The following is a 23,665-nucleotide window of genomic DNA, read 5'->3' as shown; positions in this document are numbered from 1 at the left end:
ATTTCCGACGCCGCGTGCGCCGCGCCCGTGCGCCTGCGCGCACCCGTCCGGTGTTACTTGCGGACGTAGGCGCGCAGCGTGACCTGTGCGGTCAGTGCGGCGAAGAGGACGCCGACGACCGCGACGACCGGCATGACCAGCCAGATGTCGGCGGTGGTCACCGGCGCGATCAGCTGGGCCTCGTAGAGGCCGCGCAGTGCCTTGTCGATGACCAGGCCCTTGCCCAGCAGCAGCCCGCCGGTGGCCAGGGCGGCGCCGATGATCGTGGCGAAGACGGCCTCGAGGACGAACGGCGCCTGGGTGTACCAGCGCGAGGCGCCGACCATGCGCATGATCGACATCTCGTCGCGGCGGTTGTAGGCGGCGATCTGGACCATGTTGGCGATCAGGAAGATCGCGGCGACGGCCTGGATCGCGGCCAGCAGGAAGGTCGCGTTGCGCACGGCGTCGAGGTTGTCGGTGGCCCCGCGCAGGTCGTCGACCTGGTCGACGACCTCGGCGACGTGGTCCATGTCGCGGACCGGGTCGAGCGGGGTGGTGTCCAGCGGGTCGGCCAGGCGCACGTGCAAGGCCGCCGGCAGCGCGTCCGGGGAGGTCTCCTCCACCAGGCGCGGGTCGGACTCGCCGAAGACCTCGACGAAGCGCTGGTAGGACTGCTCGCGGGAGCGGAAGGTCACCTCGTCGACGCCGTCGGCGCCCTCGAGCTTCTCGAAGACGGCGCGGCAGGCCTCGCTCGAGCAGTCGGTGTCCTGCCCGGAGACCTCGTCGTCGAACTGGACCATGACCTCGACGCGGTCGAGGTAGATCTCCTTGGTGTCGGAGGTCATGCCCGTGACCAGGAAACCGGTGGCCAGAAGGGCCAGCGAGATCGCCGTGGTGATGATCAGGGCGACGGTCATGGTGACGTTGCGGCCCAGGCCCTTGACGGCCTCGCGCAGGACGTATCCGAATTTCACGTCTGGATGCTCCTTAGTTCTCAGCCGGGCCAGTCAATTGACCGTGCCGTAGACGCCGTGCTCGTCGTCGCGCACCAGGTCGCCGAGGTGCAGCTCGACGACGCGGCGGCGCATGTCGTTGACCGCGCGGGCGTTGTGGGTGGACATGACGACGGTTGTGCCGGTGCGGTTGATCTGCGAGAGCAGCGTCAGGATCTCGTCGGAGGTCTCCGGATCGAGGTTGCCCGTCGGCTCGTCGGCCAGCAGCACCAGGGGGCGGTTGACGAAGGCCCTCGCGATGGCGACGCGCTGCTGCTCGCCGCCGGAGAGCTCGCCGGGCATGCGGGTCGACTTGGCGGCCAGGCCGACCATCTCGAGGATCTCCGGGACCGCCTTCTCGATGCGGTCGCGGCGGGTGCCGATGACCTCGAGCGCGAACTTCACGTTGTCGTAGACGTTGAGCTTGGGCAGCAGTCGGAAGTCCTGGAAGACGTAGCCGATGCGGCGGCGCAGCTGGTTGACCTGCTTGCCGCGCAGCTTGTTGACGTGGAAGTCCCCCAGCCAGATGTCGCCCGAGGTGACGTTCTCCTCGCGGATCATCAGCTGCAGGAAGGTCGACTTGCCCGAGCCGGACGGTCCGATGAGGAAGACGAACTCGCCCTTGTCGATCTCGATGGAGACGTTGTTGAGGGCGGGGCGCGTCGAGGTCGGGTACACCTTGGTGACGTTGTCGAACGTGATCACAACGAACGACTCTAGCGAACACACCTTACGGATGTGACAGCAGTGTCCAGAATATACGTGAGTTAACAGCTGTTACATATGTGGCGACGTCGCCATGCGCGACGTCGTCAATCGTGCGGCGCCGCTGCGGCGCCGTCACCGCGACCGCGCCCACCGCGCCGGGGTCAGTCCTCCTCGGCGGCCTGCTGCTCGGCCATTCGCCAGCGGATGCCGGCGTCCAGGAAGCCGTCGATGTCGCCGTCGAGCACCTTCTGCGGGTCGCCGACCTCGTAGTTGGTGCGCAGGTCCTTGACCATCTGGTACGGGTGCAGCACGTACGAGCGCATCTGGTTGCCCCAGGAGGCGTTGCCGCCGGCGCCCAGAGCGTCGAGCTCGGCGCGCTCCTCCTGGCGCTTGCGCTCCAGCAGCTTGGCCTGCAGCACGCGCATGGCGGAGGCCTTGTTCTGGATCTGCGACTTCTCGTTCTGGCAGCTGACCACCAGGCCGGTCGGGATGTGGGTCAGGCGCACCGCCGAGTCGGTGGTGTTGACCGACTGGCCGCCCGGGCCCGAGGAGCGGTAGACGTCCACGCGGATCTCGGAGTCCGGCACGTCGATGTGGTCGGTCTGCTCGACGACGGGCAGCACCTCAACCTCGGCGAAGGAGGTCTGGCGGCGGCCCTGGTTGTCGAAGGGGCTGATGCGCACCAGGCGGTGCGCGCCCTGCTCGACGGAGAGGTGGCCGTACATGTACTCGCCGTGGATGACGAATGTGGCCGACTTGATGCCGGCCTCCTCCGCGTACGAGATGTCGTAGACGTCGACCTTGTGGCCGTGCGACTCCGCCCATCGGGTGTACATGCGCATGAGCATCTCGGCCCAGTCCGCCGCGTCGACGCCGCCGGCGCCGGAGCGGATGTTGATCAGGGCCTCGCGCTCGTCGTACTGGCCGGACAGCATCGTCTTGACCTCGAGGGAGTCGACGGCCTCGGAAACCTGGGCCAGCTCCTCGTCGGCCAGCTCGGTGCTCTCACCCTCCTCCTCGGCGAGCTCGTACATCACCGGCAGGTCCTCGAGCCGGGAGCGCAGGTCGCGCAGCCGACGCAGCTTGGCCTGCACGCTGGAGAGCTCCGAGGTGACCCGCTGGGCGTGGTCCGGGTCGTCCCACAGGCTCGGGTCGGCGGCCTGGGCCTCGAGCTCGCGTTCCCGGGAGGACAGCTCCCCGGGGTCCATGACCTTCTCGATGGTGGTCATGCGGGACTCGAGGTCCTGCAGGGCTTGTGAGGTATCCGGTCGCATAGCGACGATCTTAGCTCCCGGACGCCCGCCGTCCCTCCCCCGCCCGGTGTACAGGCGGCGCGCGCGGCGGCACAATGACTGACATGACTTCCACGTCCCCGACGAGCTCGAACGAATCCGCCCCTGACAACGCCGCCGGCCGAACCGGCGCCCCCGCGCACACCATGTCGGAGATGGTCGACGCCCTGGTCTCGACCTTCGCCGTCGCCCACGACGGCGACTCGGACGAGCGCCTGGCGCAGACCCTGGTCTTCAACGCCGGGCGCCTGGCCTGGCGCATGCGCGAGCAGGGCGTGACCACCGAGCGCAAGACCTCGGTCTCCGACGTGGTCACCGACGCCGACCGCGCCGCCGAGCGCCTGGTCTCCGGCGTACTGGAGAAGCTGCGCCCCGAGGACGGCGTACTCGGCGAGGAAGGGGCCAGCCGCACCGGGACCAGCGGGCGGACCTGGGTGATCGACCCCGTCGACGGCACCTACAACTTCACCTCCGGTTCGGACTACTACTGCTCCGCCCTCGCCCTGGTCGAGGGGCCCGCCGACGAGCCCGAGCGCCTCATCCTCGGCGCCGTGCACCGCCCGGCGATGGGCTACACCTGGTTCGGCGGGCCCGAGACCGCGCCCGTGCGTGACGGCAAGCCGCTGGCGCGCCTTGAGGACCGCCCGCTGGCCGAGCTGAGCCTGGCGACCTACATCCACCCGACCTGGCTTGCCGACGCCGCGGTGCGTGACGTCTGGCTGTCCGTCGCCGGTGCGCCGGCCACCCTGCGCATGCTGGGCGCCGGTTCCGTGGACCTGGCCGGGGTCGCCGAGGGCAGCGTGGGCGCCTGGATGCAGCACTCCGTACCGGCCTGGGACTGGCTGCCGGGCAAGGCCCTCGTCGAGGGCGTCGGCGGTACGGCCCGCCAGGTCGAGGCCGGCGGCGTGGTCTGGTCGGTGGCGGGCAACAAGCGCGTGGTCGATGAGATCGAGGAGCTGCTGCGCGGCGCGCAGTGACCCCGGGCACCTAGAATCGGGAACCATGAGCAGTTACGGAGACGATCTCGCCCTGGCCCTCGAGCTGGCGGACCTCGCCGACGGCATCACGCTGGAGCGCTTCGAGGCCGCGGACCTGTCGGTCGAGTCAAAGCCCGACATGACCCCGGTCTCCGACGCCGATCTGGCCTGCGAGGAGGCCCTGCGCGAGCGGCTGACCGACGCACGGCCGGCCGACACGGTGCTCGGCGAGGAGTTCGGCGGCACCCCGGAGATGACCGGCCGCCAGTGGGTCATCGACCCGATCGACGGCACGAAGAACTACGTGCGCGGCGTGCCCGTGTGGGCCACGCTCATCGCGCTGCTCGAGGACGGCGAGCCGGTCGTCGGCGTCGTCTCCGCGCCCGCGCTGGTGCGCCGCTGGTACGCTTCCGCCGGCTCCGGCGCCTGGCGCAGCGTTAACTCCGGTTCCCCGAAGCGCCTGTCGGTCTCGGGGGTGGCGGAGCTCTCCGACGCCTCCCTGTCCTTCTCCTCGCTGAGCGGCTGGCGCGAGCGCCGCCTGCGCGAGAAGTTCGTCGCGTTGACCGACGAGGTCTGGCGCCTGCGCGGCTACGGCGACTTCTTCAGCTACTGCCTCGTCGCCGAGGGCGCGGTCGACCTGGCCGCCGAGCCGGAGGTCTCCCTGTGGGACCTCGCCGCGCTCAGCGTCGTGGTCACCGAGGCCGGCGGCACCTTCACCTCCCTGGAGGGCACGCCCGGCCCGCACGGCGGCGACGCGCTGGCCTCCAACAGCCTGCTGCACCAGGGCGCGCTCGACGCCCTGGGCACCGCGCGCTAGACACCGCGCGCAGCCGACGGCAAACCCCCGTCACCGTCTTTCGGTGGCGGGGGTTCTCCTCTCGGTAGCGGCGGCGGGGCGGGCCCGGCGCGCCTGTGCTCCGCCTAGCGGCGGTAGGCGGTGAAGCCGGAGCCGGGGCGCGAGGCGTCGGTGCGGTTGAGCGAGTCGACGGCCGGGGCGATCGGGCTGACCAGGGTCGGCATGAACAGCGGGCCCTGCAGCGGGGTGCGGCAGGAGATCTCGTAGAAGGGCAGCATGCCGCCGGTCACCGAGCCGACCACGCGGCCGTCCTGGAGCACCGGGGCACCGGAGTCGCCGGCGCCGGCACAGACCTGGGTGATCGCGAAGCCGGGCTGGGCCAGCCAGGTCATCCCGCAGGTGTAGCCGGTGGCCACGCCCTGCTTGCACAGCTGGGTGCCCAGGCCGGCGTTCATGGTGCCCACACCGTTGACTTTGACCCCGCCGTAGTTGTCGGTCAGCTCGGTGTTCGAGCCGAGCTCCACGACGGCGTAGTCGTACTCGGGGTCCTTGGCCACCACGGTGCCGGCCGCGCCCACGCCCAGCGCGTCGGCGGAGTAGACAGGCTCGCCGACCTCGCCGCAGTGCCCGGCGGTCAGGCCGACCTTGCGGCCCTGCGCGTCGGTGCCCACCGCGGTCAAGGTGCACATCGAGTCGTCGCCGACGTAGATCGGGGTGCCCGCGCCCATCAGGGCGTGCCCGCGCTCGGCGGCGTCGACGGCCGCCGGCGGGACCGGGGCGGCGTCGAAGTAGCTGCCCGGCGCGCGGTGCAGCACCGGCCCGGAGCCGGGGAGCTTCCCGGCGAGCACCTGATCGAGCGGGTCGGTGGACCAGTGGTAGTTCGGGCCCTCGCCGTACGGGTCCGGGACCAGCTCGTAGGCCACGCCCGGGGCGGGCCCGCCGGTGAAACCAGCATCCGCGGCGGCGTCGGAGATACCGGCGACGGCGCCCGCCGCGGCGTCGTCAATCGCGCCGCGTGCCTGCTCGCCGGCCGCCTGCGCGTCGGCGACAGCACCGTCGACGGCGGCCTCCACGACCGGGTCCAGCGGCGCGGTGGCCACACCGTGCTCGGCGAGCGTGGCCCGCGCCTGCTCGACCGCGCCCGGCTGCTCCGCGGCCTGCGCGGTGGGGAGCAGGCCCCCGACGGTGATCAGGGCCGCGGTGGCGGCGGCGAGGGCGCGGACGGCGGGACGCATGGGCATACTCCTGGCTGGGACGGGGCCGGAAGGCCCCGGAAACTTCTCTGTCTGAACTCATGGTGCCACCGCCGCGCGACGCTCGGGTGTCGCATGACGCGCGGCGGCGCCGGCGTGGCCAGATCGTTATCAGTCGCTCCCCCCCAAGGAGGGGCCTCAGGCAGCCGTGGCCCGCAGCCTCCCCATGGTGATCCGCCCTACATCTCCAGCAGCGTGGCCGGATCGGTGTCCGTCGCCAGTGCGGCAGCCAACAGAATCCGAGCCTGAGCGGCCCGGAAATGACCCGAGGAAATCACCCCGGCGTCGAAGAGGGTGGCAGCCCCTCCGGCACCCCCGTAGACACCCTCGACCTTGCCTTCGGGCACGCGGGTGGTCATCACGACGGTCACCCCTTGGTTGACCGCATCCATGATCCCAGCGGCCAGGTCGGTGCCGACGTTGCCGGCGCCCATGCCCTCGACCACGATGCCACGTGCTCCGTCGACCACGGCGGCGTCGATCACCGCGCGCGGGGCACCTGGGTAGGCAGCGACGGTGCGCACATCTACGTCGGCGAGAGAGGTCAACTCGAGAGCCTCGGGACGGACCGCATCCTCCGGCGCGTTGGATGCGAAGCCGTCAGCCGCCTCGGTGTGATGCTTGTAGGCCCCGCGAGCGGGAATGAGATCACCGCCGAAGCTGATGAAGGCCCCGCGGTCCCGGTTGGCGGGGTCCACGGCGGCGTTGATGGCGTCGGCGAGATTGGCCGGGCCGTCCGGGTCCGGATCATCGAAGGGCCGCATCGCACCGGTGAAGACAACCGGGCGGGAATCGGCGAGGAAGGCGTCGACGGCAACAGCGGATTCCTCCATCGAGTCGGTGCCGTGGGTGACCACCACGCCAGTTGTGGACTCACCCGCCAGCGCATCGGCGACGGCCGTGAGAACGGTGTCGGTGTCCTCGAGTGTCATCGCCGAGGAATCGAGCTCGGCGACCTGGCGGACCTCGACCTCGACCTTGTCGCCGATGCGGTCGCGCACGGAGTCGACGAGCTCGTCGCCGGAGACGGTGGGCACCACGGCGCCGTCCTCGTCGTGGGTCGAGGCGATGGTTCCTCCGGTGGTCAACACGACCACGTTCCCTTCGGCGTCAGCGGGTGGAGTGGCCGAGCCAGCGGCCGTATTCTCTTCGTCCGCGCTCGTACAGGAGGAGAGCATGAGGCCGGCGGCGAGCACCGCGGCCAGCGAGGCGAGCACAGGAATCTTCATGGGTTGCACTTCCTTAGGGTCGGGGGCAGGAGTTCACTCAAGTTTATATTAATCGACACTCAATTACATAGTATTTAGGTATATTTCCTCGAGCGGATCACTTCACTCGGCAACGTCCCGTCCATGACGACCGATTGCACCCGGTGACCTCCTACCGCGAGCCGGGCGCCCCGATCCCGCGGCGGTTATGCTTCGGGCATGAAGACGGCGTGGGCGTTCTGGGACTTCGGCTCCGCCGCGTTCAACGCGGTGCTGGTGACCTTCATCTTCTCGGTCTACCTGACCGACTCGGTGGGCTCACAGATCGACGCCGGGCAGACCCCGTCGTTCTACTACAGCATCGCCCTGGCCGTCGCCGGCGCGGCGATCGCGCTGGTCGCCCCGGTGATGGGCCAGCGCGCCGACGCCCACGGCACCCGCCGGCGCTCCCTGGTGGTCTGGACGCTGGTCACCATCGCCCTGATGGCCTGTCTCTTTTTGGTACGCAACGATGCCCCGGTGTGGTTCTGGGTGGGCATCACGGTCATGGCGGTCGCCTCGGTCACCTTCGAGTTCGCCGAGGTCAACTACTTCGCGATGCTCAACCAGATCGCCACCCGCGCCACCGTCGGGCGCATCTCGGGCATCGGCTGGGCGCTCGGCTACGTCGGCGGGATCGTGGTGCTGCTGCTGTGCTTCGTGCTCTTTGTCTCCGGGGAGGGCGGGGTCTTCGGCCTGCCCACCGACGGCGGGCTGAACATCCGCCTGGTCGCGCTCTTCGCTGCCGCCTGGTTCCTCGCCTCCGCACTGCCGCTGTTCCTGCGGGCCCCGACTGCCCCGGCCACCGGCGAGAGGCTGAGCTGGGCGGGCTCCTACCGCAAGTTGTGGGCGACGCTGAAGCGGCTGTGGGTCCACGAGCGCAACACCGCGTACTTCTTCATCGCCTCCGCCGTCTTCCGCGACGGGCTGGCGGGCGTGTTCACCTACGGCGCGATCCTCGCCGTCGCCGTCTACGGGCTCACCGCCGGCGACGTGCTGATCTTCGGGGTGGCCGCCAACGTCGTCGCCGCCACGGGCGCGGCCGCCGGCGGCTGGCTCGACGACAAGGTGGGCCCGAAGCCGGTGATCATGGGCTCGCTGCTGGCGATGATCGTCGTCGCCGCCGTGCTGCTCGTCGGCCAGGGCCCGGTGGTCTTCTGGATCTTCGGGCTGATGCTGTGCCTCTTCGTCGGCCCGGCGCAGTCCTCCTCGCGCGCGTTCCTGGCCCGGCTGACCGACGAGCGCCACTCCGGCGAGATCTTCGGCCTCTACGCCACGACGGGACGCGCGGTCAGCTGGCTGGCACCGCTGATGTTCATGGTCTTCACCGCCATCGGCGGCGACCGCCTCGGCATCGTGGGCATCGCCGTGGTGCTCGCCGCCGGCGCGCTGCTGCTCGTCCCGGTCAAGCGGCCGGGCTTGCGCTGCGAGCCGCAGCCCGCCGCCGCCTGACCCGGCGCGCTAGTTCTCCGGTCCGATGGCCTCGCCCGCCGCGCGCAGTCGCTTTCCGACGTCGCGTTGGCGCCGCGCCGCCGATTCCCCGCGCGGTGGCACACGGATCACCGCCTCCGAGTCCAGGCCCGCCTCGAGCTCCCGGGCGCGGGCGACCTCGGCGTCGAGGCTCAGGCCCACCATGAGCACGATGTTGTAGATCCACAGGGCGATGAGGAACGCCACGACGGCCCCGACGGCGCTGAGCAGCGACATGCGGGTGAACACGCGCAGGTAGGCGGTCAGACCGGCGTAGACGAGCACCCCGCCGAGCACCGCGACCACGGTGCCCACGCTCAGCCAGCGGAAGCGCGGGTAGCGCACGTTGGGCGTGAAGTTGTAGAGCAGGGCGATGAGCACCATGCTCAGCAGCACGGCGACGGGCAGACGCGCCCACCGCCACACCGGCATGACCGCACCGGCGAGCCACTCGACCGCGGCGTCGAGGCCCAGCGGCTCGGCGACGGGCTCGAAGACGTCGCGCACGACGATCTCGTTGAGCAGCAGGCTCGCCGCCAGCAGAACCGCGCCCAGGACCACCACGAAGGTCAGCGCCCACATCACCAGCACGGTGCGCACCGGGTGGCGGCCCTCCTCGCGGCCGTAGATGGCGTTGGCGTTGCGTGCGAAGGCCCGCACGTAGGCCGAGGAGGAGAACAGTGCGACGAGGATGCTGACCACGATCACCCAGACGTGATCGCCGGCCTGCTGGACGATCTCGAGGACGATGTCGGTGGCGGTCTCCTCGGCCTCGGGCGGGACGTAGTCGCGGATGAGCTGGGTGATCAGCCGGTTGGTGGCGGCGGTGTCGTTGGCCAGCAGCAGCGTGGCGATCGAGTACGCGCCGACGACGGTGGGCGCGAAGGTCAGCAGCGAGAAGAAGGTCAGCAGCGCGCCCTTGTCCATCATCGCGCGGGCGAAGAACTCGCGGGTCACGCGGCGCAGCACCAGCTTCCAGGACTCCCCGCCGAGCCACCGGTGGCCGCGGATGATCTCCGAGTACTCCTCGTCGGTGGGCGTCTCCACCAGCTCCTCGCGGCGGAAGGGCAGGATCTGCGGCCGCTTGCCGACGCCGCGTGCCACGGCGCCGTCGGCGCCGGAGCGCGGGGTCGTCATGGCTCCAGCATAAGTGCCGGTCCCTCGCCCGGCGCGGGCGGCCGTCGGCGCAGCAGGCACATCGGGGCGCTTTTCTTCTCGAACATGATGTAGACACCATCGCCGCCCCGGTACTCCCCCAGGTTGCGCGCGGTGCCGGCACTGCAGGCCAGGGTGCAGGTCTCGCCGGCCGCCGTGCTGATGACGGTGAGCGTCGTGGCTCCCCACGGGGCGGTCACCGTCGGGTCCGGGGGCCACGCCCGGCCCCGGGTACCGGGGACCAGGGCCTGCTGGGCCACGGCCATCGCGGACCCGCACGAGGTGGGCCCATACGCCGTCACCTTCGCCCCCGTCGACCGTGCCGCAGAGCGTGTCCATCGCATCGGCGGAGGCGCAGTTGACCTAGGGCAGGTTGCCGGCGGCACCGCCGGCGACCGCACGCGACGTCTACTCCGAGTCACCGCCACAGGCCACCGGAGTGACCGCCGAAAGACCCGCGGCCGCACCGACCCTCCGGGAGAAGTGGTTGTGCACCGTCTCGCCCTTCCGGTTCCTCGTGACCACCGCCAGACGCAGCCAGGCGTCCCCGGCTGTGACGGTCATCATTTTCCGGTGCTCACAGACGCACACTACCGGACCTTTTGTGCGGGGCAAGACCCTGCGCGGAGGATTCCCCACCCGGGTGCCCGACCCCGGCACCCCTCCCCCCGGGGGGGGCCGCACACCCGGACACAGAAAAGGCGCCGGCCGCAAGCTTCTCGCTTGCGGCCGGCGCTTCAAGTGGTAGCGGGGGCAGGATTCGAACCTACGACCTCTGGGTTATGAGCCCAGCGAGCTACCGAGCTGCTCCACCCCGCGTCACGTACCCGTTCCGGATACCATGCCTTGCGGCAACGGATACATACTTTAACCAGAACCCCGCCACAGTCCAAATCCCCTGCGCACCCCGTAAAAACGAAGCCACGAAGCGGCACACGTGTCGCGCGGCGCACACGACCGCACACAGCCGCGGTGCACGCCCCCACGCACACGAAGCGCCCCAGGGTGACCGCGGGCGCGGTCGCCGTGGGGCGCGACGTCGGCAAGCGGGCTAGTTGCCCTGGGTGTTGTGGTAGGCCTCCACCGCCTTGTCCAGCTCGTCGAGCGCCTTGCCGTACTCCTCGTGCGAGCCGCCGCGGGCCTTCTCCAGGCCGTTGAGCGCGTCGTTGATGCGCTGGATGGCGTCGCCCTCGGCACCCGAGCCGCCGGCCGGCGCGGACGGGCCGGTCGTCTCCTCGGTGTCCTTGTCGGCCTCGCCGGTCTTCTTGTCCTCGGCGTCGCCGGACTCGCCGTCGGAGTCACCGTCGATCTCGGTGATGTCCTGGGCGGCCTTCGGGTTGATGCCGACCTGCTGCAGCGCCTCGGAGATCGTCGGCGCGTAGCCGACCTGGCCCTTGTAGGAGACCAGCACACGCAGCAGCTTCGGGAACGCGGACTCCTGGCCCTTACGCTGCGAGTAGACCGGCTCGACGTAGAGAATCTCGCCGCCGCCGACCGGCAGGGTCAGCAGGTTGCCGTTGTGCAGGTCCGTGGTGTTCTGCCACAGGGTGCGGTCACGGGCGATCTCGTCGGAGGACATCATCGTGTCCTGCGCCTGCTTCGGGCCCTGCGTCTGCGTGTTCGTCGGCAGCACGCGCACGGTGATCTCGCCGTAGTTGTCCGGGTCCGAGGTCACCGTCATGTGCGCGGAGAGGAACTCACGGTTCAGGCCGCGGAACGGGGTGATCAGCTGGAAGGACGCCTGGCCGTTCTCGTCGCGCGGGTCGCGCGCGGTGACGTAGTACGGCGGCTGGGCCAGGCTCTGGTTCTCCTCGGCGGCCGTCGGGTCGCCGGGCACGGACCAGAACGCGTCGTTGGTGAAGAACACCGTCGGGTCGTTGACGTGGTAGCGGGTGAGCAGCTCACGCTGGACCTTGAAGAGGTCCTCCGGGTAGCGCAGGTGCTGGCGCAGCTCGTCGGAGATCTCGCTCTTCGGCTTGACCGTGTCCGGGAAGATGCCTTCCCAGGCCTTGAGCACCGGGTCCTCGGAGTCGAACTCGTAGAGCTCCACGGTGCCGTCGTAGGCGTCGACGGTGGCCTTGACCGAGTTGCGGATGTAGCCGACCTCGTCGTAGACCAGGCGCTGGTTGGTGCCGTCCGGGTTCAGCGCGTCCTCGGTGGCACCCTGCAGGGAGGTCTGCGTCGAGTACGGCAGCGAGTCCAGCGTGGTGTAGCCGTCCACGATCCACTTCACACGCCCGTCGATGACGGCCGGGTAGGTCTTGGAGTCCGTGGTCAGCCAGGGCGCGACCTTCTCCACGCGGGTGCGCGGGTCGCGGTCGAAGATGATCTTGGAGTCCCCGCCCACGCGGTCGGACAGGATCAGGTTCAGCTCCTGGTACTTGCCGGCGAAGGCCAGGCGGTTGACCCAGTTGCCGATGCCCACGCCGCCGGAGCCGGTGTAGGTATAGCTCGAGTTGTCCGTGTCGTACTCGACGGGCTGCTCGGTGTCGGCGCCGACGACGGCGTAGTCCGCGCCGTCGTTGGCCGAGGCGATGACCGGGCCGAAGTAGATGCGCGGCTGGTCGACCTTGATGCCGAGCTCCTCGGTGGCCTCCTTCTCGCGGGCGATCTCGTTGGTCTGCAGGTCCGAGACCGTGTAGACGGGGTAGCCGCCACGGGTCGAACCCACGTCGCGGGCGACCTCGTCGACCTGGTTGCCCGGCGCGGCGATGAAGCCGTTGCCGTGGGTGTAGACGGTGTGGCGGTTGATCCAGTCCTGCTGGTTCTCGCGCAGCGCGTTCGGGTCGAGCTCACGGGCGGCGACCACGAAGTCGCGGGTCTCGCCGTCAACCTCGTAGCGGTCCACCGCCAGGGTGCCCGGGAAGCCGTAGAAGTTGCGCAGCTGCTGCTGCTGGGTGAACGTCGGCGAGAGGATCTCCGGGTCCAGCAGGCGGATGTTGGAGATGGTCTCCTCGTCGTTGGCGACCTTCTCGTTGCTCGCGCCGTCCGCGCCCCAGTTGTCCAGGTAGGTGACCTTGTCGTCGGTCAGGCCGTAAGCCTCGCGCGTCGCCTCGATGTTGCGGGAGATGAACTCGGCCTCCTTCTGCTGGCGGTTCGGGTTGACCGAGAAGCGCTCCAGCATCAGCGGCCAGGCGGCGCCGACCACGAGCGCGGAGACGACCATGAGCACGGTGGCCAGGGCCGGCACGCGCAGGTCTTTCAGCACCACGGCGGAGAAGAAGGCGAAGGCGACGACCAGGCCGATGACCATCAGGATGATCTTGGCCGGCAGCTGGGCGTGCACGTCGGTGTAGCTGGCGCCGGTGAAGGTCTGGTTCTCGTTGATCAGCAGGCCGAAGCGGTCGAGCCAGTACTGGAAGACCTTGACCAGCATCCACAGCCCGGCGGTGACCATCAGCTGGATGCGCGCCGGCCGGCTGACCGTGCCGCGCACGCCGGTGGCCTGGTTGCCCACGCGGATGCCGCCGAGCAGGTAGTAGCCCACCAGCGCGATGAGGAAGGCGACGATGAGGATCGTAGACAGCGAGGAGGCCAGAAGCTCCAGGAACGGCAGCTGGAAGGCGTAGAAGCCGAGGTCCTTGCCGAACTGCGCGTCGGTGGAGCCGAAGTCCTGCCGGTTGAGGAACATCATCACGGTCCGCCAGGTCGACTGGCCGAAGACGCCGGCGAACAGCCCGACGATGACGGGCACGCCGATCAGCAGCAGGCGCACGGAGCGCTCGATGACCATGCGGTACTGGTGCACCGGCGAGTTCAGGTCCGTGTCACCGAGGTCCTTGGGCCGGTTGCGCCAGGTCAGGAAGCCCGCAGCGAAGGCGATCGCCCCGGCCAGCAGCGCGAACACCACGAAGAGGATGATCCGCACGACCACGACCTTGGTGAACACACCCCTGAAGTCCACCTCTCCGAACCAGAGCCAGTCGGTGTAGACCCCGATGAGCACCGGGGCCAGGATCACCAGCACGGCGATCACCGCGATGGTGGTGCTGATCGCCTTGTTCGGGCGCCGCATCGGGGCGGCGGGGGTACTTAATCCGTTCGCCAAGACGTCTCCTCAGGTGTTGCGTTGGCGGTAACAAGCGGTACTGCCCGCCCGCAGACGGGTGTACGTTCCACCATACGAATTTAACGGGGCTCCAAGCCAAATGCACCGTCCCATTCAGCTCGCTTTCCGACGCCGCGGTGGTCGCCGTCGCAGTGACGCGCGGCGTGTGACGCGTCGCTTTCCGACGCCGCGTGGCTCGTGGCGCGTGGCGCGTGGCGCGTGGCGCCCGCGTCCCGGCACCGCCGGCGCCCGGGGCACAATATGGGGGGGCATAGACACGGGGGCGAGAACCGAGAGGAAGGCACAGAAGAAGTGAACGATCCCGCACAGAGCCACCAGGCGCTCAACCGCGCGATGCTCGAGGCCGTCGACTTCGTCCACGCGGAGGGCTGGGACGCGCAGCCCACGCTGTTCGGTCTGGTGCCCTCCCGCCTGCTGGCGGACCAGGTCGCCGACGTCGAGGAGGCCCCGCTGACCCTGGTCGTCCAGGAGGGCCTGCCCGAGGGCATCACGCCCGGCTCCGGCGAGCTGCTCGACTACCTCGGCCGCATCGCCTGGCCCGGCGAGGTCGCCGGCGCGGTGCTCGCCCAGGAGATCGTCTTCCGCGACTCCTCGGCCGGCGCGGAGTCCGAGACCTACCGCGCGCGCCTCTTCTCCGGGGTGCTGCGCTCGGGCGCGGAGCTGACGCTGCTGCAGCGCCGCCCCACCGAGGCCGAGCTCGCCGACCGCGGCCCCTTCGCCGAGAACGAGATCGACCTGCGCGGCGGGCCCGGCGTGGCCCCCGGGGTCATCGCGCTGCTGCGCCAGGGCCTCGAGCAGGACCCGACCTTCGGCGAGGGCTAGCGGGCCGGCACGGCCCTCAGGACCCCCGTGCGCCCGCCTGCGGTTACGATGGACGGGCGTAAAACCCCCGGCCGAAGAAAGGTGTCCCGCCGTGACCGCTAACGCCCGCCTCCGCCTCGTCCGCCGAGGCCTGCCTCTGGCGGCCGCGGCCGCGCTGACGCTCACGCTCACCGCGTGCGGCACCGACGACGCCGAGCCGGAACCGGCCACGGAGACCAACGCGACCTCGGAAAGCAGCCCCGAGGAGACGACGGACACCTCCGCGGAGACCAGCGCGAGCACCACCGCCAGCGAGGAGGAGCGCGAGCTGGCCAAGGCCCGCGAGCGGTTCTCCGGGCTGGTGCCTGACGAACTCTTCGACCAGTTCGACTCCTGCACGCCCAACGGGCTGGAGGACTCCGTGGAGTGCTCGGGCGGCGAGGTCGGCCAGTTCCAGTTCTTCGCCTCCGAGTCGAAGGCGGCCTCGACGACCCAGGTGCTCACCGAGCTGCGCAGCTCGCGGGTGGTCGAGGACAAGAAGGACCGCGTCGTCGGCTGGTCCACGCTGGGCAACACCGCGATCCTGACCGTGGTGGACAACAAGCGCGGCCTGGTGGTCCAGCAGATGGCCTCCACCGACCAGATCGACCCCGAGGACCGCATCTACGAGCTCGGCCTGGCCGAGCCGCCGGAGGACTGGACCGCCCCGGAGCACCCCGACCGCTCCGGCGACCGCGAGCCCAGCGAGCGCGACCGCGGAGACAAGCGCCAGGCCGAGACCGACGCGGAGTCGAGCGACGAGCCGAGCGAGTCGGCCACGACCACGCGCGGTTGAGCACCCGGCAGTAAACACCCGACCGCCGACGCCCCGGCGCGCGGGTGGGCGGCACCGCTCCCCCGCCGGGGACTACTCGCAGGTGGTGACCTCGCGGCCGGCGGCGAAGTCGTCCATCGTGTCGATCGCCTCGTCCAGGTTCGACACCTTGGCCACCGTCATGTCGCCGGTGTCCTGACCGGCCAGCGCGGAGCAGTTGCCCGCGGGCGCGAGGAAGAGCTCGGCACCCAGGTCCCGGGCGGCACGCACCTTGTGCTCGATGCCGCCGATCTCGCCGACGGAGCCGTCCTCGTCGATGGTGCCGGTGCCGGCGACGAAGTGCCCGCCGGTCAGCGCGCCCGGGGTCAGCTTGTCGATGACCGCCAGCGAGAAGATCATGCCCGCGCTCGGGCCGCCGATGTCCTGCAGGTTGTAGTCGACCTCGATGCCGTCGGCCGAGGCCGCGCCCATCAGCACGCCCAGAAGGGGGCGTTCGGGGTCCTCGGGGCTCTCGCCCAGGGTGACCTTCTCCTCGCGCTCCTCGCCCCCGCGCGAGAGCTTCAGGGTGACCTCGTCGCCGGGCTTGTGCTCCAGCACCGCGTCGCGCACCGCGCCGGGGCGCTCGACCTTCCTCCCGTCGACGGCGAGCAGCCGGTCGCCCTCCTCGACCACCCCGGAGGCCGAGGTGTCGTCGAGCACGCCGGCGACCTCGACGACCAGCGGCCGGTTCAGGTGGGTCAGCGCGGCGGTGGTGGCCGCGGCCTCGGAGGAGGAGAAGGCGACCTGGTTGGAGCGGTCGATCTCCTCGCGCGTCATGTCCGAGGGGAAGACCTGCTCGGCTGGCACCAGGGTGTCGTCGCTGAACAGCCAGCGGCCCAGCGCCTGGGTCAGGGTCAGCTGCGAACGCACGGCCACGGTCGTCATGTTGAGCTGGCCGCCGGTGTCCTCCTCCTCGACGCCCCCGAGCTCGATGACCTCCTGGCCGTCGACCTCGCCGAGAGTGTCGAAGCTGGGCCCGGGGCCCTCGGCGACGTAGGGCACGGTCAGCGAGTGGTCGGTGCCCGGGACATGGTCCAGCGAGACCAGGGCGGCCAGTGCCACGACGGGCACGGCGCCCCAGACGACGGTTCGAAGGCGGCGATTCACCCCCACCACGCTACAGGTGCGTGTTCGCTGACAGCGTTGCCGGGACCGTGGTCGCCGCCCCGGCCTGCCGGTAGTTTGGAGGCATGACTTCAGGCGGATTCGGTTTTACCTTCGGCAACAACGACGATGACGACGACAACGGCCGCGACAAGCGCGGCGAGCAGAACCCCTTCGGCGCCTTCTTTCCCGGCGCCGGGGCGGGCGGCGCCGCCGGCGCGGGCGGTTTAGGCGACATCCTCAACCAGTTCGGGCAGATGCTGTCCGGGATGGGCTCGTCGATGAACTCGCCGGAGGGCGCCGGCCCCGTCAACTACGAGATGGCCCTGCGCATCGCCCGCCAGGAGCTGACCGGCAAGTCCGGCGGCGTGCGCGAGCAGGACACCACCGCCGTCGAGGAGTCCGTGCGGCTGGCCGAGCTGTGGCTCGACGACGCCACCACGCTGCCGGCCTCCGGTTCCCGCCCCGTGGCCTGGACGCCCGAGAACTGGCTCGAGGGCACCCTGCCGATGTGGAAGCGCATGGTCACCCCCGTCGCCGAGCACATGAACGAGGCGCAGCTGGAGTCGCTTCCCGAGGAGGCCCGCCAGATGATCGGGCCGATGGCCCAGATGATGCAGCAGATGTCCGGGATGAACTTCGGCTTGCAACTCGGCCACGCCCTCGGCGAGCTCGCCGGCCAGGCGCTGACCGGCTCGGACCTGGGCCTTCCCGTCGCCCCGGAGGGCACCACCGCGCTGCTGCCGGGCAACATCCACGCCATCGCCGCCGACCTGGACGTGCCCGCCCAGGAGGTGCTCGTCTACATCGCCGCGCGCGAGGCCGCCCGCCAGCGCCTCTTCCGCCACGTGCCCTGGCTGGTCGAGCGGCTGGTCTCCTCCGTCGAGGAGTACGCCGCCGGCCTGGTCATCGACACCTCCCACATCGAGGAGGCCGCCCGCGGGCTGAACCTCGAGTCCGGCGACCCGCAGGCCATCCAGGAGGCCATGCAGCAGCTGCAGAACATGGACCTCTCCCCGCGCATCAGCTCGCGCAACGCCGTCGCGGTCTCCCGCCTGGAGACGCTGCTGGCGCTGGTCGAGGGCTGGGTCGAGCAGGTGGTCACCAACGCGATGGGCGAGCGCATCCCGTCGACGGCCGCGATGAACGAGGCGTGGCGCCGCCGCCGCGCCACCGGCGGCTCGGCTGAGAAGGCCTTCGCCAAGGTCGTCGGCATCGAGTTCGGTGCGCCGAAGGTCTCCGAGGCCATGGAGCTGTGGCGCCGCGCGGAGGTCGCCGTCGGCGTCGAGCGCCGCGACGCCGTGTGGAACCACCCCGACTTCCTGCCGACCGCAGACGACCTGGACAACTCCGCGGAGTTCATCGACGGCCTGCTCGACGACGGCGGCGCCGAGGGCTTCGACCCGATCAGCGAGATCGAGGAGCTCGAGCGCCGGCTGGCCGAGGAGGAGAAGAAGAACCGCAGCGAGGGCGACGCCGACGGCGAGGGCGACGAGCCCGCCGAGTAGGGCCCCTACTGCCCCGCGTCGCGGCCGGTGCCCCCGGCACCCGGCCCGAAGCGCTGGTAGGCCTCGAGGAAACCGCGGGCCCGCTCCAGGTGCGGGGCCCGGTCGGCCCACTCGTGGAACTGCGCGGTGTGCCCGCCGGGCACGAAGGTGTGCACCAGCTCATGGATGAGCACCGCGTCGAGCACGTAGTCCGGCACCTGCTGCAGCCGGTCGCTGACGCGCACCGCCCCCGTCGACTGGGTGCACGAGCCCCAGCGCGTGTTCTGGTTGCCCACCCAGCGCACCGAGCTGTACCGGGCGCGGCCCTCCAGGTGTACCTCGTTGAGCCGGTCCGCACGGGCGAGAAGCGCGGCGTCGGAAAGCGGCGCCGCCCCGGAGCGCCGCCCCAGCTTCGCCACGATGCCCTCGACGGCCTCGGCTTCCTCAGCCGGGGTCATGGCCGCGGGCACGCGCACCTCGACCACGCCGTCGCGCCACCGCGCCTGCACGGTGCGGCGGCGCCGCGCCGAACGGATCACGCGCACCTCGGGCTCACTCGACATGACAGCCCACGATACCTGTGCTGCAATGGCGGCCGAAGACACGTCCTTCGGGGGAAGGAAGGGGGACCCGTGACGCCCGCCGTGCTGCGCCTGGCGCCCACCGCGCACGCCTTCGTGCGCGACCGCCGCCACGTGCAGTTCGGTCTCGACGCGCGCTCGGCCGGCATCGCCGAGGTGCCCCGCCCGGCCGCCGCGGTCACCGCCGTGCTCGCCCTCCACGAGCCGCACTCCCCCGCCGAGGCCGTCGAGCGCCTCGCCGCGGCCGGGCTGGCCGAGCCCGCGGCCGCCGCACTCGTCGACGACATGCTCGCCCGCGGCCTCGTGGTCCCCGTGCCGCGGCGCCGGCCGACGGTGGTGGTGCTCGGCCGCGGCAACCTCGCCGAGGCGACCGCGGGGCTCCTCGCCGCCGCCGGGGCGCAGGTGCGCCGGCCCCTGCGCGGCGAGTCCGACACCGCCTACCTGGCCGCCGCGCCCGCCGCACCGCACGTGCCCGTGCTCGCCGTCGACCGGCTCGCCCACGCCCGCGCGCTCGCCCCGGCGCTCATCCGCGAGGCGCCGACCTTCCTGCCGGTCGCGCTCGTCGACGACCGCGGCTGGGTCGGCCCCGCCCACGTCGACGGCGAGGGCCCGTGCCCCTTGTGCGTCGACCTGCACCGCGCCGAGCACGACCCACGCTGGGTGCAGGTGGTCGCCCAATTTCCGACGGGCCCGCCCCGCCCCGATGCGGTACTGGCCGCCGCCACCGCGGCGCACGCCGCGCGGGCGGCGCTGGCCCTGACGGGCGCCCCGGCGCCCGGTGCCACAGACGCCGGCGTGCACGCACACGGTGCGGCAGGCGCGGGCGTCGGCAATCGGGAGGCCGCGCACGTCGCCGGCACCGCCCCCGGCGAGGTCGCACAGGTGCGGGCCGGACTTGCGCCGGAGACGTCCCTCTGGCCGCGGCACCGGCGCTGCCCGGTGTGCTGGGCGGTCAGTTCCGGTCGTATCCGGCGATCACGCTCAGCAGGTCTTCCCCGAAGCGCTGCACCTTGACCGGGCCCACCCCGGAGATGTCCAGCAGCTCGGAGACGGTGCGCGGCATCGCCTCGGCGATGGCGATCAGCGTGGCGTCGGTGAAGATGATGTAGGCGGGCACCTCGTGCTCGCGGGCCATGGCCGAGCGCCACTCGCGCAGGCCCTCGAAGACGGCGTCGTCCATGTCGGAGGGGCACTCCTCGTGGCGGCCGAGCACCTTCTCGGTGCTCGTGTGCAGCGGCCGGCCACAGACCCGGCAGCGGTGCGGGCGCGAGCCCTTGCGGGTCCGTCCCGCAGGCACCGAGTCGGCGGTCTCCGGCAGCACCCCGTCGAGGAAGCGGGTGCGCTTGCGCGAGGCGCGCCCGCCCTCCTGACGGGCCTGCGCCCAGGACAGGTGCAGGTGCTCGCGGGCACGGGTGATGCCGACGTAGAAGAGGCGGCGCTCCTCCTCGATCTGGTGGTCGCCGGCCTTGATCGCGTGGCTGATCGGCAGGGTCTTCTCCACCAGGCCGACCAGGAAGACGGCGTCCCACTCCAGCCCCTTGGCCGCGTGCAGGCTGGCCAGGGTGACCCCCTCCACCGTCGGGGGCTGGCGGGACTCGGCGCGCCGGCGCAGCTCGGCGAGCAGGCCGGGGAACTTCAGCTCCGGGTCGGTGGCGGCCAGCTGGTCGGCCAGGTCCGCCAGCGCCCCCAGCAGCTGCCAGCGCTCGCGGGCCTGCGCGCCGGCTGGCTCGGTGGGCGTCAGCCCCAGCGGGGCGAGCACGTGGCGCACCGCCTGGCCGAGCGGCACGGCGTCGAGCTGGGCGGCGGCGTCCGAGTTGGCCGCGCGCACCAGGGCCGTGACGGCCTGGCGGATCTCCGGGCGCTGGAAGAAGCCCTCCCCGCCGCGGACCTGGTAGACGATGCCGGCGTCGGAGAGCGCCTGCTCGAACTCGGCGGACTGGGCGTTGACGCGGTAGAGCACCGCGATCTCGGAGGCGGGCACCCCGCGGTCGAGCAGGGTCAGGATCTGCCCGGCGACCTCGCGGGCCTCGGTGGGCTCGTCGGGGTACTCGTGGAACTCCGGCTCGGGGCCAGGCTCGCGCATGCCGCGCAGCTCCAGACGGGTGCCGGCCATCCGGCCGTGGGCCCGGGAGATGACCGTGTTGGCCAGGTCCACCACCTGCGGGGTGGAGCGGTAGTCGCGCTGCAGCTTGACCACGGTGGCCTCCGGGTAGTCCCGGGAGAAGTTCAGCAGGTAGTCCGGGCTGGCGCCGGTGAACGAGTAGATCGTCTGGTTCGCGTCGCCGACCACCGTCAGGTCGTCGCGCTCGCCGACCCAGGCCTTGAGCACCCGCTGCTGCAGCGGGGTGACGTCCTGGTACTCGTCGACGACGAAGCTGCGGTACTGCTCGCGGAACTCCTCGGACACGGCGGCGGAGTTCTCCAGGGCCCCGGCGGTGTGCAGCAGCAGGTCCTCGAAGTCCAGCAACATGCCGTCGGGGCGGGCCTTCATCTCCTCGTAGCGGCGGTAGACCTCGGCGACCTTCTTCGCCGGCGCCGGCGGGGTGCGGTCGGAGCCCTCGACCTCCTCCGGGTAGGCGTCGGGGGTCAGCAGGCAGGACTTGGCCCACTCGATCTCGCCGAGCAGGTCGCGCACCGTCTCGGTGGTCGTCTGCAGGCCGACGGCGCGGGCGGCGCGGCCCATCAGCGGGAACTTGTTGTCGATCAGCTTCCAGGGCAGGTCGCCTGCGACCTGGGGCCAGAAGTAGCGCAGCTGGCGCAGGGCCGCGGCGTGGAAGGTGCGCGCCTGCACCCCGCCGACGCCCATGGTGGCCAGGCGGTCGCGCATCTCGCCGGCGGCGCGCTGGGTGAAGGTCACGGCCAGCACGCGGGTGGGGCTGACGAAGCCGGAGTCGATCAGGTGGGCGATGCGGTAGGTGATAGTGCGGGTCTTGCCGGTGCCGGCGCCGGCGAGGATGCACACCGGCCCGCGCGGGGCGGTGGCGGCGACGCGCTGGTCCTCGTCCAGGGCGGAGAGGTCGATCGTCATGCCAGCTCCCCGGCGGCGAAGGCGTCGAGCATGCGCAGCGCGATGGAGCCGGGTGCGGGCAGGGTCAGCTCGCCCAGTTGTGCGCGAGTGGCCCAACGGATGTCGAAGACCTCGCCGTCGCCGGCGGCCACGGCCTCGCGGTCGTCGCTGTGGGCGACCATGCCGACCATCAGGGACCCGGAGACGGGCCAGGGCTGCGAGCCCCAGTAGCGCACGTCGCGCACGCGCCGTCCGGTCTCCTCGTGGACCTCGCGGGCGAAGGCGGCCTCGAGGGTCTCGCCGGCCTCGACGTAGCCGGCGATCAGCGAGTGGTAGCCGGGCCGGCGCCGGTTCTGGGCGAGAAGCACCTCAGGCTCCCCGTCCGCGCCGTTGTGGATGACCGCGCCGATGACGGCGGGGCTGATGCGTGGGAAGACCTCGTGGCCGCCCGCCCCGGTGCCCACACGGCCCTCGGGGTCGGCGTAGGTCAGCTCGGAGCCGTCGAGCGGGTCGAAGCGCACACGCTCGCGGTTGCGCAGCAGCGCCAGGGCGCGGCCGACGACCGGGTCGGCGGCGAAGGCGCGGGCGGTCCCCGCGCTCACCCCGGGCCGGGCCAGCTCGGCGGCGACCGCGTCGGCCTCGGCGCGGAAGACGACGACCTCGCCGGGGCGCACGCCGGAGGCGAGCCAGCCGGCACGGTGGTGGTCGACGACCTCGGGGGCGGTGAAGTAGACGGGCCTGCCGGCGGCCACCGGGAAGCGGCCGTCGGGGTCGACGGGCAGGTAGACGATCACTGGGCGGCGGTGTCCTCTCCGGTCACGCGGCGCACGTAGAGCAGGCGGTCACCCGGCTCCACGCTGTCCGCCTCGGGCGAGTCGATGCGGTACAGCTCCCCGGAGCGCACCACGCCGAGCACGATGTCGGCGAGGTTGCGGGGGCTCGCGCCCACCTCGTCCTCGGCGACGGGGCGCTCGGCCACCGAGAAGCCCTCGTCGGGGCTGAGCAGGTCCTCCATCATCTCCACGACCGAGGGGGTCACGGTGGCCAGGCCGAGCATGCGCCCGGCGGTCTCGGAGGAGATGACCACCGAGTCAGCGCCGGACTGCTCAAGCAGGTGCTGGTTCTCGCTCTCGCGCACGCTGGCGACGATCATCGCCGAGGGCGCCATCTCGCGCACGGACAGGGTGACCAGCACGGCCGTGTCGTCGAGGTTCGGGGCGACGACGACGGCGCGGGCACGCGTGACGCCAGCGATCTTGAGCACGTCGGACTTGGTGGCCGAGCCGTGGACGGTGACCAGGCCCCGGTGCTCGGCGCGGGCCAGCGCCTGGCGGTCGGTGTCGATGACCACGATCTGCGAGGCGGGCAGACCGTCGGCGAGCAGCGCGGCCACGGCGGAGCGGCCCTTGGTGCCGTAGCCGATGACGATGGTGTGGTTGCGCACGCGGTTCCTCCAGCGTTGGATCTTCAGCGACCGCCGCGACTCCTCCGTGAGCACCGACAGGGTGGTGCCGACCAGGAGGATCAGGAAGGCGATCCGCATGGGGGTGATGAAGACGATGTTGACCAGGCGGGCGGACTCGGTCACCGGGGTGATGTCGCCGTAGCCGGTCGTCGACAGGGAGACGGCCGAGTAGTACAGCGCGTCGATGAAGGTCAGGTCCTCGGAGTAGCCGTCCGAGTCCAGCCAGACGACCAGTGCGACCAGGCAGATCAGGATGAGCGCGTAGAGCATGCGCCGGGTGATCAGCGCCCACGGGCTGGGGTTCTTGCGCTCCGCGTCGGGCACGGTGATGACACCCAGAAGGGAGTGCACGGGCAGCTCGGAGAGCTCCCCGTCCGAGCGCAGCCGCTCGCGCAACCTCTTGGCCACGTTGCTCCTTGCCGCTCG

The 23,665-nt window shown here is 71.3% G+C and carries 19 protein-coding genes and 1 tRNA gene; 7 read left to right on the top strand and 13 right to left on the bottom strand.

Annotated features, from left to right (window positions below; translation table 11 throughout):
• Nucleotides 1–53: 53 nt before the first annotated feature.
• The 3 genes from ftsX to prfB all read right to left on the bottom strand — a co-directional run bounded on the left by ftsX (nucleotide 54) and on the right by prfB (nucleotide 2,956).
• Nucleotides 54–956 carry a permease-like cell division protein FtsX gene (gene ftsX / locus QQA02_RS10600; protein WP_284864271.1) on the bottom strand — a complete coding sequence of 301 codons (903 nt, stop codon included), beginning with the start codon at nucleotides 954–956 and terminating at the stop codon, nucleotides 54–56.
• A 33-nt stretch (nucleotides 957–989) separates the two neighbouring features.
• Complete coding sequence (gene ftsE, locus QQA02_RS10595; RefSeq protein ID WP_284864270.1) at nucleotides 990–1,679, bottom strand: cell division ATP-binding protein FtsE; 690 nt, start codon at nucleotides 1,677–1,679, stop codon at nucleotides 990–992.
• 164 nt (nucleotides 1,680–1,843) lie between these two features.
• Nucleotides 1,844–2,956: a peptide chain release factor 2 gene (gene prfB, locus QQA02_RS10590; RefSeq protein ID WP_284864269.1), complete on the bottom strand. Its 1,113-nt coding sequence runs from the start codon at nucleotides 2,954–2,956 to the stop codon at nucleotides 1,844–1,846.
• A gap of 164 nt (nucleotides 2,957–3,120) precedes the next feature.
• On the opposite strand from prfB, the gene QQA02_RS10585 reads away from it, so the two are divergent.
• Entirely contained in the window at nucleotides 3,121–3,951 is an 831-nt protein-coding gene (locus tag QQA02_RS10585) for an inositol monophosphatase family protein (RefSeq protein WP_284776189.1), read from the top strand.
• 25 nt (nucleotides 3,952–3,976) lie between these two features.
• The gene (hisN, locus tag QQA02_RS10580) at nucleotides 3,977–4,768 is read left to right on the top strand and encodes a histidinol-phosphatase (protein WP_284864268.1); all 792 of its coding nucleotides are present in this window, start codon (nucleotides 3,977–3,979) and stop codon (nucleotides 4,766–4,768) included.
• A 104-nt stretch (nucleotides 4,769–4,872) separates the two neighbouring features.
• On the opposite strand, the gene QQA02_RS10575 is transcribed toward hisN, so the two are convergent.
• Both QQA02_RS10575 and QQA02_RS10570 read right to left on the bottom strand, forming a co-directional pair.
• The gene (locus QQA02_RS10575) at nucleotides 4,873–5,982 is read right to left on the bottom strand and encodes a S1 family peptidase (RefSeq protein WP_284864267.1); all 1,110 of its coding nucleotides are present in this window, start codon (nucleotides 5,980–5,982) and stop codon (nucleotides 4,873–4,875) included.
• A gap of 197 nt (nucleotides 5,983–6,179) precedes the next feature.
• On the bottom strand, nucleotides 6,180–7,229 hold the full coding sequence (locus tag QQA02_RS10570) for an asparaginase (RefSeq protein WP_284864266.1): 1,050 nt from the start codon (nucleotides 7,227–7,229) through the stop codon (nucleotides 6,180–6,182).
• 198 nt (nucleotides 7,230–7,427) lie between these two features.
• On the opposite strand from QQA02_RS10570, the gene QQA02_RS10565 reads away from it, so the two are divergent.
• Nucleotides 7,428–8,699, top strand: a complete 1,272-nt coding sequence (locus QQA02_RS10565) for an MFS transporter (RefSeq protein ID WP_284864265.1) — start codon at nucleotides 7,428–7,430, stop codon at nucleotides 8,697–8,699.
• A gap of 9 nt (nucleotides 8,700–8,708) precedes the next feature.
• Here the strand turns inward: QQA02_RS10565 and QQA02_RS10560 are convergent, their stop codons facing one another.
• The 3 genes from QQA02_RS10560 to QQA02_RS10550 form a co-directional block, all read right to left on the bottom strand.
• Nucleotides 8,709–9,854, bottom strand: coding sequence for a YihY/virulence factor BrkB family protein (locus tag QQA02_RS10560; RefSeq protein ID WP_284864264.1), 1,146 nt, complete (start codon nucleotides 9,852–9,854; stop codon nucleotides 8,709–8,711).
• Between the two features lie 760 nt (nucleotides 9,855–10,614).
• Nucleotides 10,615–10,691 (bottom strand) — tRNA-Met (locus QQA02_RS10555).
• 232 nt (nucleotides 10,692–10,923) lie between these two features.
• A complete protein-coding gene (locus QQA02_RS10550) occupies nucleotides 10,924–13,920 on the bottom strand; it encodes a UPF0182 family protein (protein WP_284864263.1) in 2,997 nt (998 codons plus the stop codon).
• Between the two features lie 354 nt (nucleotides 13,921–14,274).
• Here QQA02_RS10550 and QQA02_RS10545 point away from each other — a divergent pair, with 354 nt between their 5' ends.
• Both QQA02_RS10545 and QQA02_RS10540 read left to right on the top strand, forming a co-directional pair.
• Complete coding sequence (locus QQA02_RS10545) at nucleotides 14,275–14,763, top strand: PPA1309 family protein (protein WP_284864276.1); 489 nt, start codon at nucleotides 14,275–14,277, stop codon at nucleotides 14,761–14,763.
• A gap of 91 nt (nucleotides 14,764–14,854) precedes the next feature.
• The gene (locus QQA02_RS10540; protein WP_284864262.1) at nucleotides 14,855–15,577 is read left to right on the top strand and encodes a hypothetical protein; all 723 of its coding nucleotides are present in this window, start codon (nucleotides 14,855–14,857) and stop codon (nucleotides 15,575–15,577) included.
• 72 nt (nucleotides 15,578–15,649) lie between these two features.
• On the opposite strand, the gene QQA02_RS10535 is transcribed toward QQA02_RS10540, so the two are convergent.
• Nucleotides 15,650–16,702 carry a YlbL family protein gene (locus tag QQA02_RS10535; protein ID WP_284864261.1) on the bottom strand — a complete coding sequence of 351 codons (1,053 nt, stop codon included), beginning with the start codon at nucleotides 16,700–16,702 and terminating at the stop codon, nucleotides 15,650–15,652.
• Between the two features lie 83 nt (nucleotides 16,703–16,785).
• Here QQA02_RS10535 and QQA02_RS10530 point away from each other — a divergent pair, with 83 nt between their 5' ends.
• A complete protein-coding gene (locus QQA02_RS10530; RefSeq protein WP_284864260.1) occupies nucleotides 16,786–18,207 on the top strand; it encodes a zinc-dependent metalloprotease in 1,422 nt (473 codons plus the stop codon).
• A 5-nt stretch (nucleotides 18,208–18,212) separates the two neighbouring features.
• Here QQA02_RS10530 and QQA02_RS10525 read toward each other — a convergent pair whose 3' ends face one another.
• Nucleotides 18,213–18,749, bottom strand: a complete 537-nt coding sequence (locus QQA02_RS10525; RefSeq protein ID WP_284864259.1) for a M48 metallopeptidase family protein — start codon at nucleotides 18,747–18,749, stop codon at nucleotides 18,213–18,215.
• A gap of 69 nt (nucleotides 18,750–18,818) precedes the next feature.
• On the opposite strand from QQA02_RS10525, the gene QQA02_RS10520 reads away from it, so the two are divergent.
• Complete coding sequence (locus tag QQA02_RS10520; protein ID WP_284864258.1) at nucleotides 18,819–19,781, top strand: hypothetical protein; 963 nt, start codon at nucleotides 18,819–18,821, stop codon at nucleotides 19,779–19,781.
• On the opposite strand, the gene QQA02_RS10515 is transcribed toward QQA02_RS10520, so the two are convergent.
• The 3 genes from QQA02_RS10515 to QQA02_RS10505 are packed head-to-tail and all read right to left on the bottom strand — an operon-like array spanning nucleotide 19,720 to nucleotide 23,647.
• The gene (locus QQA02_RS10515) at nucleotides 19,720–21,795 is read right to left on the bottom strand and encodes an ATP-dependent DNA helicase UvrD2 (RefSeq protein WP_284864257.1); all 2,076 of its coding nucleotides are present in this window, start codon (nucleotides 21,793–21,795) and stop codon (nucleotides 19,720–19,722) included. The genes QQA02_RS10520 and QQA02_RS10515 overlap by 62 nt on opposite strands.
• Complete coding sequence (locus QQA02_RS10510; protein WP_284864256.1) at nucleotides 21,792–22,568, bottom strand: NAD(+) diphosphatase; 777 nt, start codon at nucleotides 22,566–22,568, stop codon at nucleotides 21,792–21,794. Before QQA02_RS10510 ends, QQA02_RS10515 begins: the two co-directional genes overlap by 4 nt.
• The gene (locus tag QQA02_RS10505; RefSeq protein WP_083666796.1) at nucleotides 22,565–23,647 is read right to left on the bottom strand and encodes a potassium channel family protein; all 1,083 of its coding nucleotides are present in this window, start codon (nucleotides 23,645–23,647) and stop codon (nucleotides 22,565–22,567) included. Before QQA02_RS10505 ends, QQA02_RS10510 begins: the two co-directional genes overlap by 4 nt.
• Nucleotides 23,648–23,665: the final 18 nt, after the last annotated feature.

The sequence above is a fragment of the Corynebacterium sp. MSK006 genome (genome assembly GCF_030232385.1).
In the GTDB taxonomy this organism is placed as follows: domain Bacteria; phylum Actinomycetota; class Actinomycetes; order Mycobacteriales; family Mycobacteriaceae; genus Corynebacterium; species Corynebacterium frankenforstense_A.
The sequence above is the reverse complement of the archived record's forward strand: the minus strand, read 5'-3'. Positions and strand labels throughout refer to the sequence as shown.

Bases quoted from the DNA above. Each gene is read 5' to 3' on its own strand.
- QQA02_RS10560 (WP_284864264.1), bottom strand. From the start codon at position 9,854: ATGACGACCCCGCGCTCCGGCGCCGACGGCGCCGTGGCACGCGGCGTC.
- QQA02_RS10575 (WP_284864267.1), bottom strand. From the start codon at position 5,982: ATGCGTCCCGCCGTCCGCGCCCTCGCCGCCGCCACCGCGGCCCTGATC.
- QQA02_RS10585 (WP_284776189.1), top strand. From the start codon at position 3,121: ATGTCGGAGATGGTCGACGCCCTGGTCTCGACCTTCGCCGTCGCCCAC.
- QQA02_RS10545 (WP_284864276.1), top strand. From the start codon at position 14,275: ATGCTCGAGGCCGTCGACTTCGTCCACGCGGAGGGCTGGGACGCGCAG.
- prfB (WP_284864269.1), bottom strand. From the start codon at position 2,956: ATGCGACCGGATACCTCACAAGCCCTGCAGGACCTCGAGTCCCGCATG.
- QQA02_RS10525 (WP_284864259.1), bottom strand. From the start codon at position 18,749: ATGTCGAGTGAGCCCGAGGTGCGCGTGATCCGTTCGGCGCGGCGCCGC.
- QQA02_RS10530 (WP_284864260.1), top strand. From the start codon at position 16,786: ATGACTTCAGGCGGATTCGGTTTTACCTTCGGCAACAACGACGATGAC.
- QQA02_RS10570 (WP_284864266.1), bottom strand. From the start codon at position 7,229: ATGAAGATTCCTGTGCTCGCCTCGCTGGCCGCGGTGCTCGCCGCCGGC.
- QQA02_RS10565 (WP_284864265.1), top strand. From the start codon at position 7,428: ATGAAGACGGCGTGGGCGTTCTGGGACTTCGGCTCCGCCGCGTTCAAC.
- hisN (WP_284864268.1), top strand. From the start codon at position 3,977: ATGAGCAGTTACGGAGACGATCTCGCCCTGGCCCTCGAGCTGGCGGAC.
- QQA02_RS10515 (WP_284864257.1), bottom strand. From the start codon at position 21,795: ATGACGATCGACCTCTCCGCCCTGGACGAGGACCAGCGCGTCGCCGCC.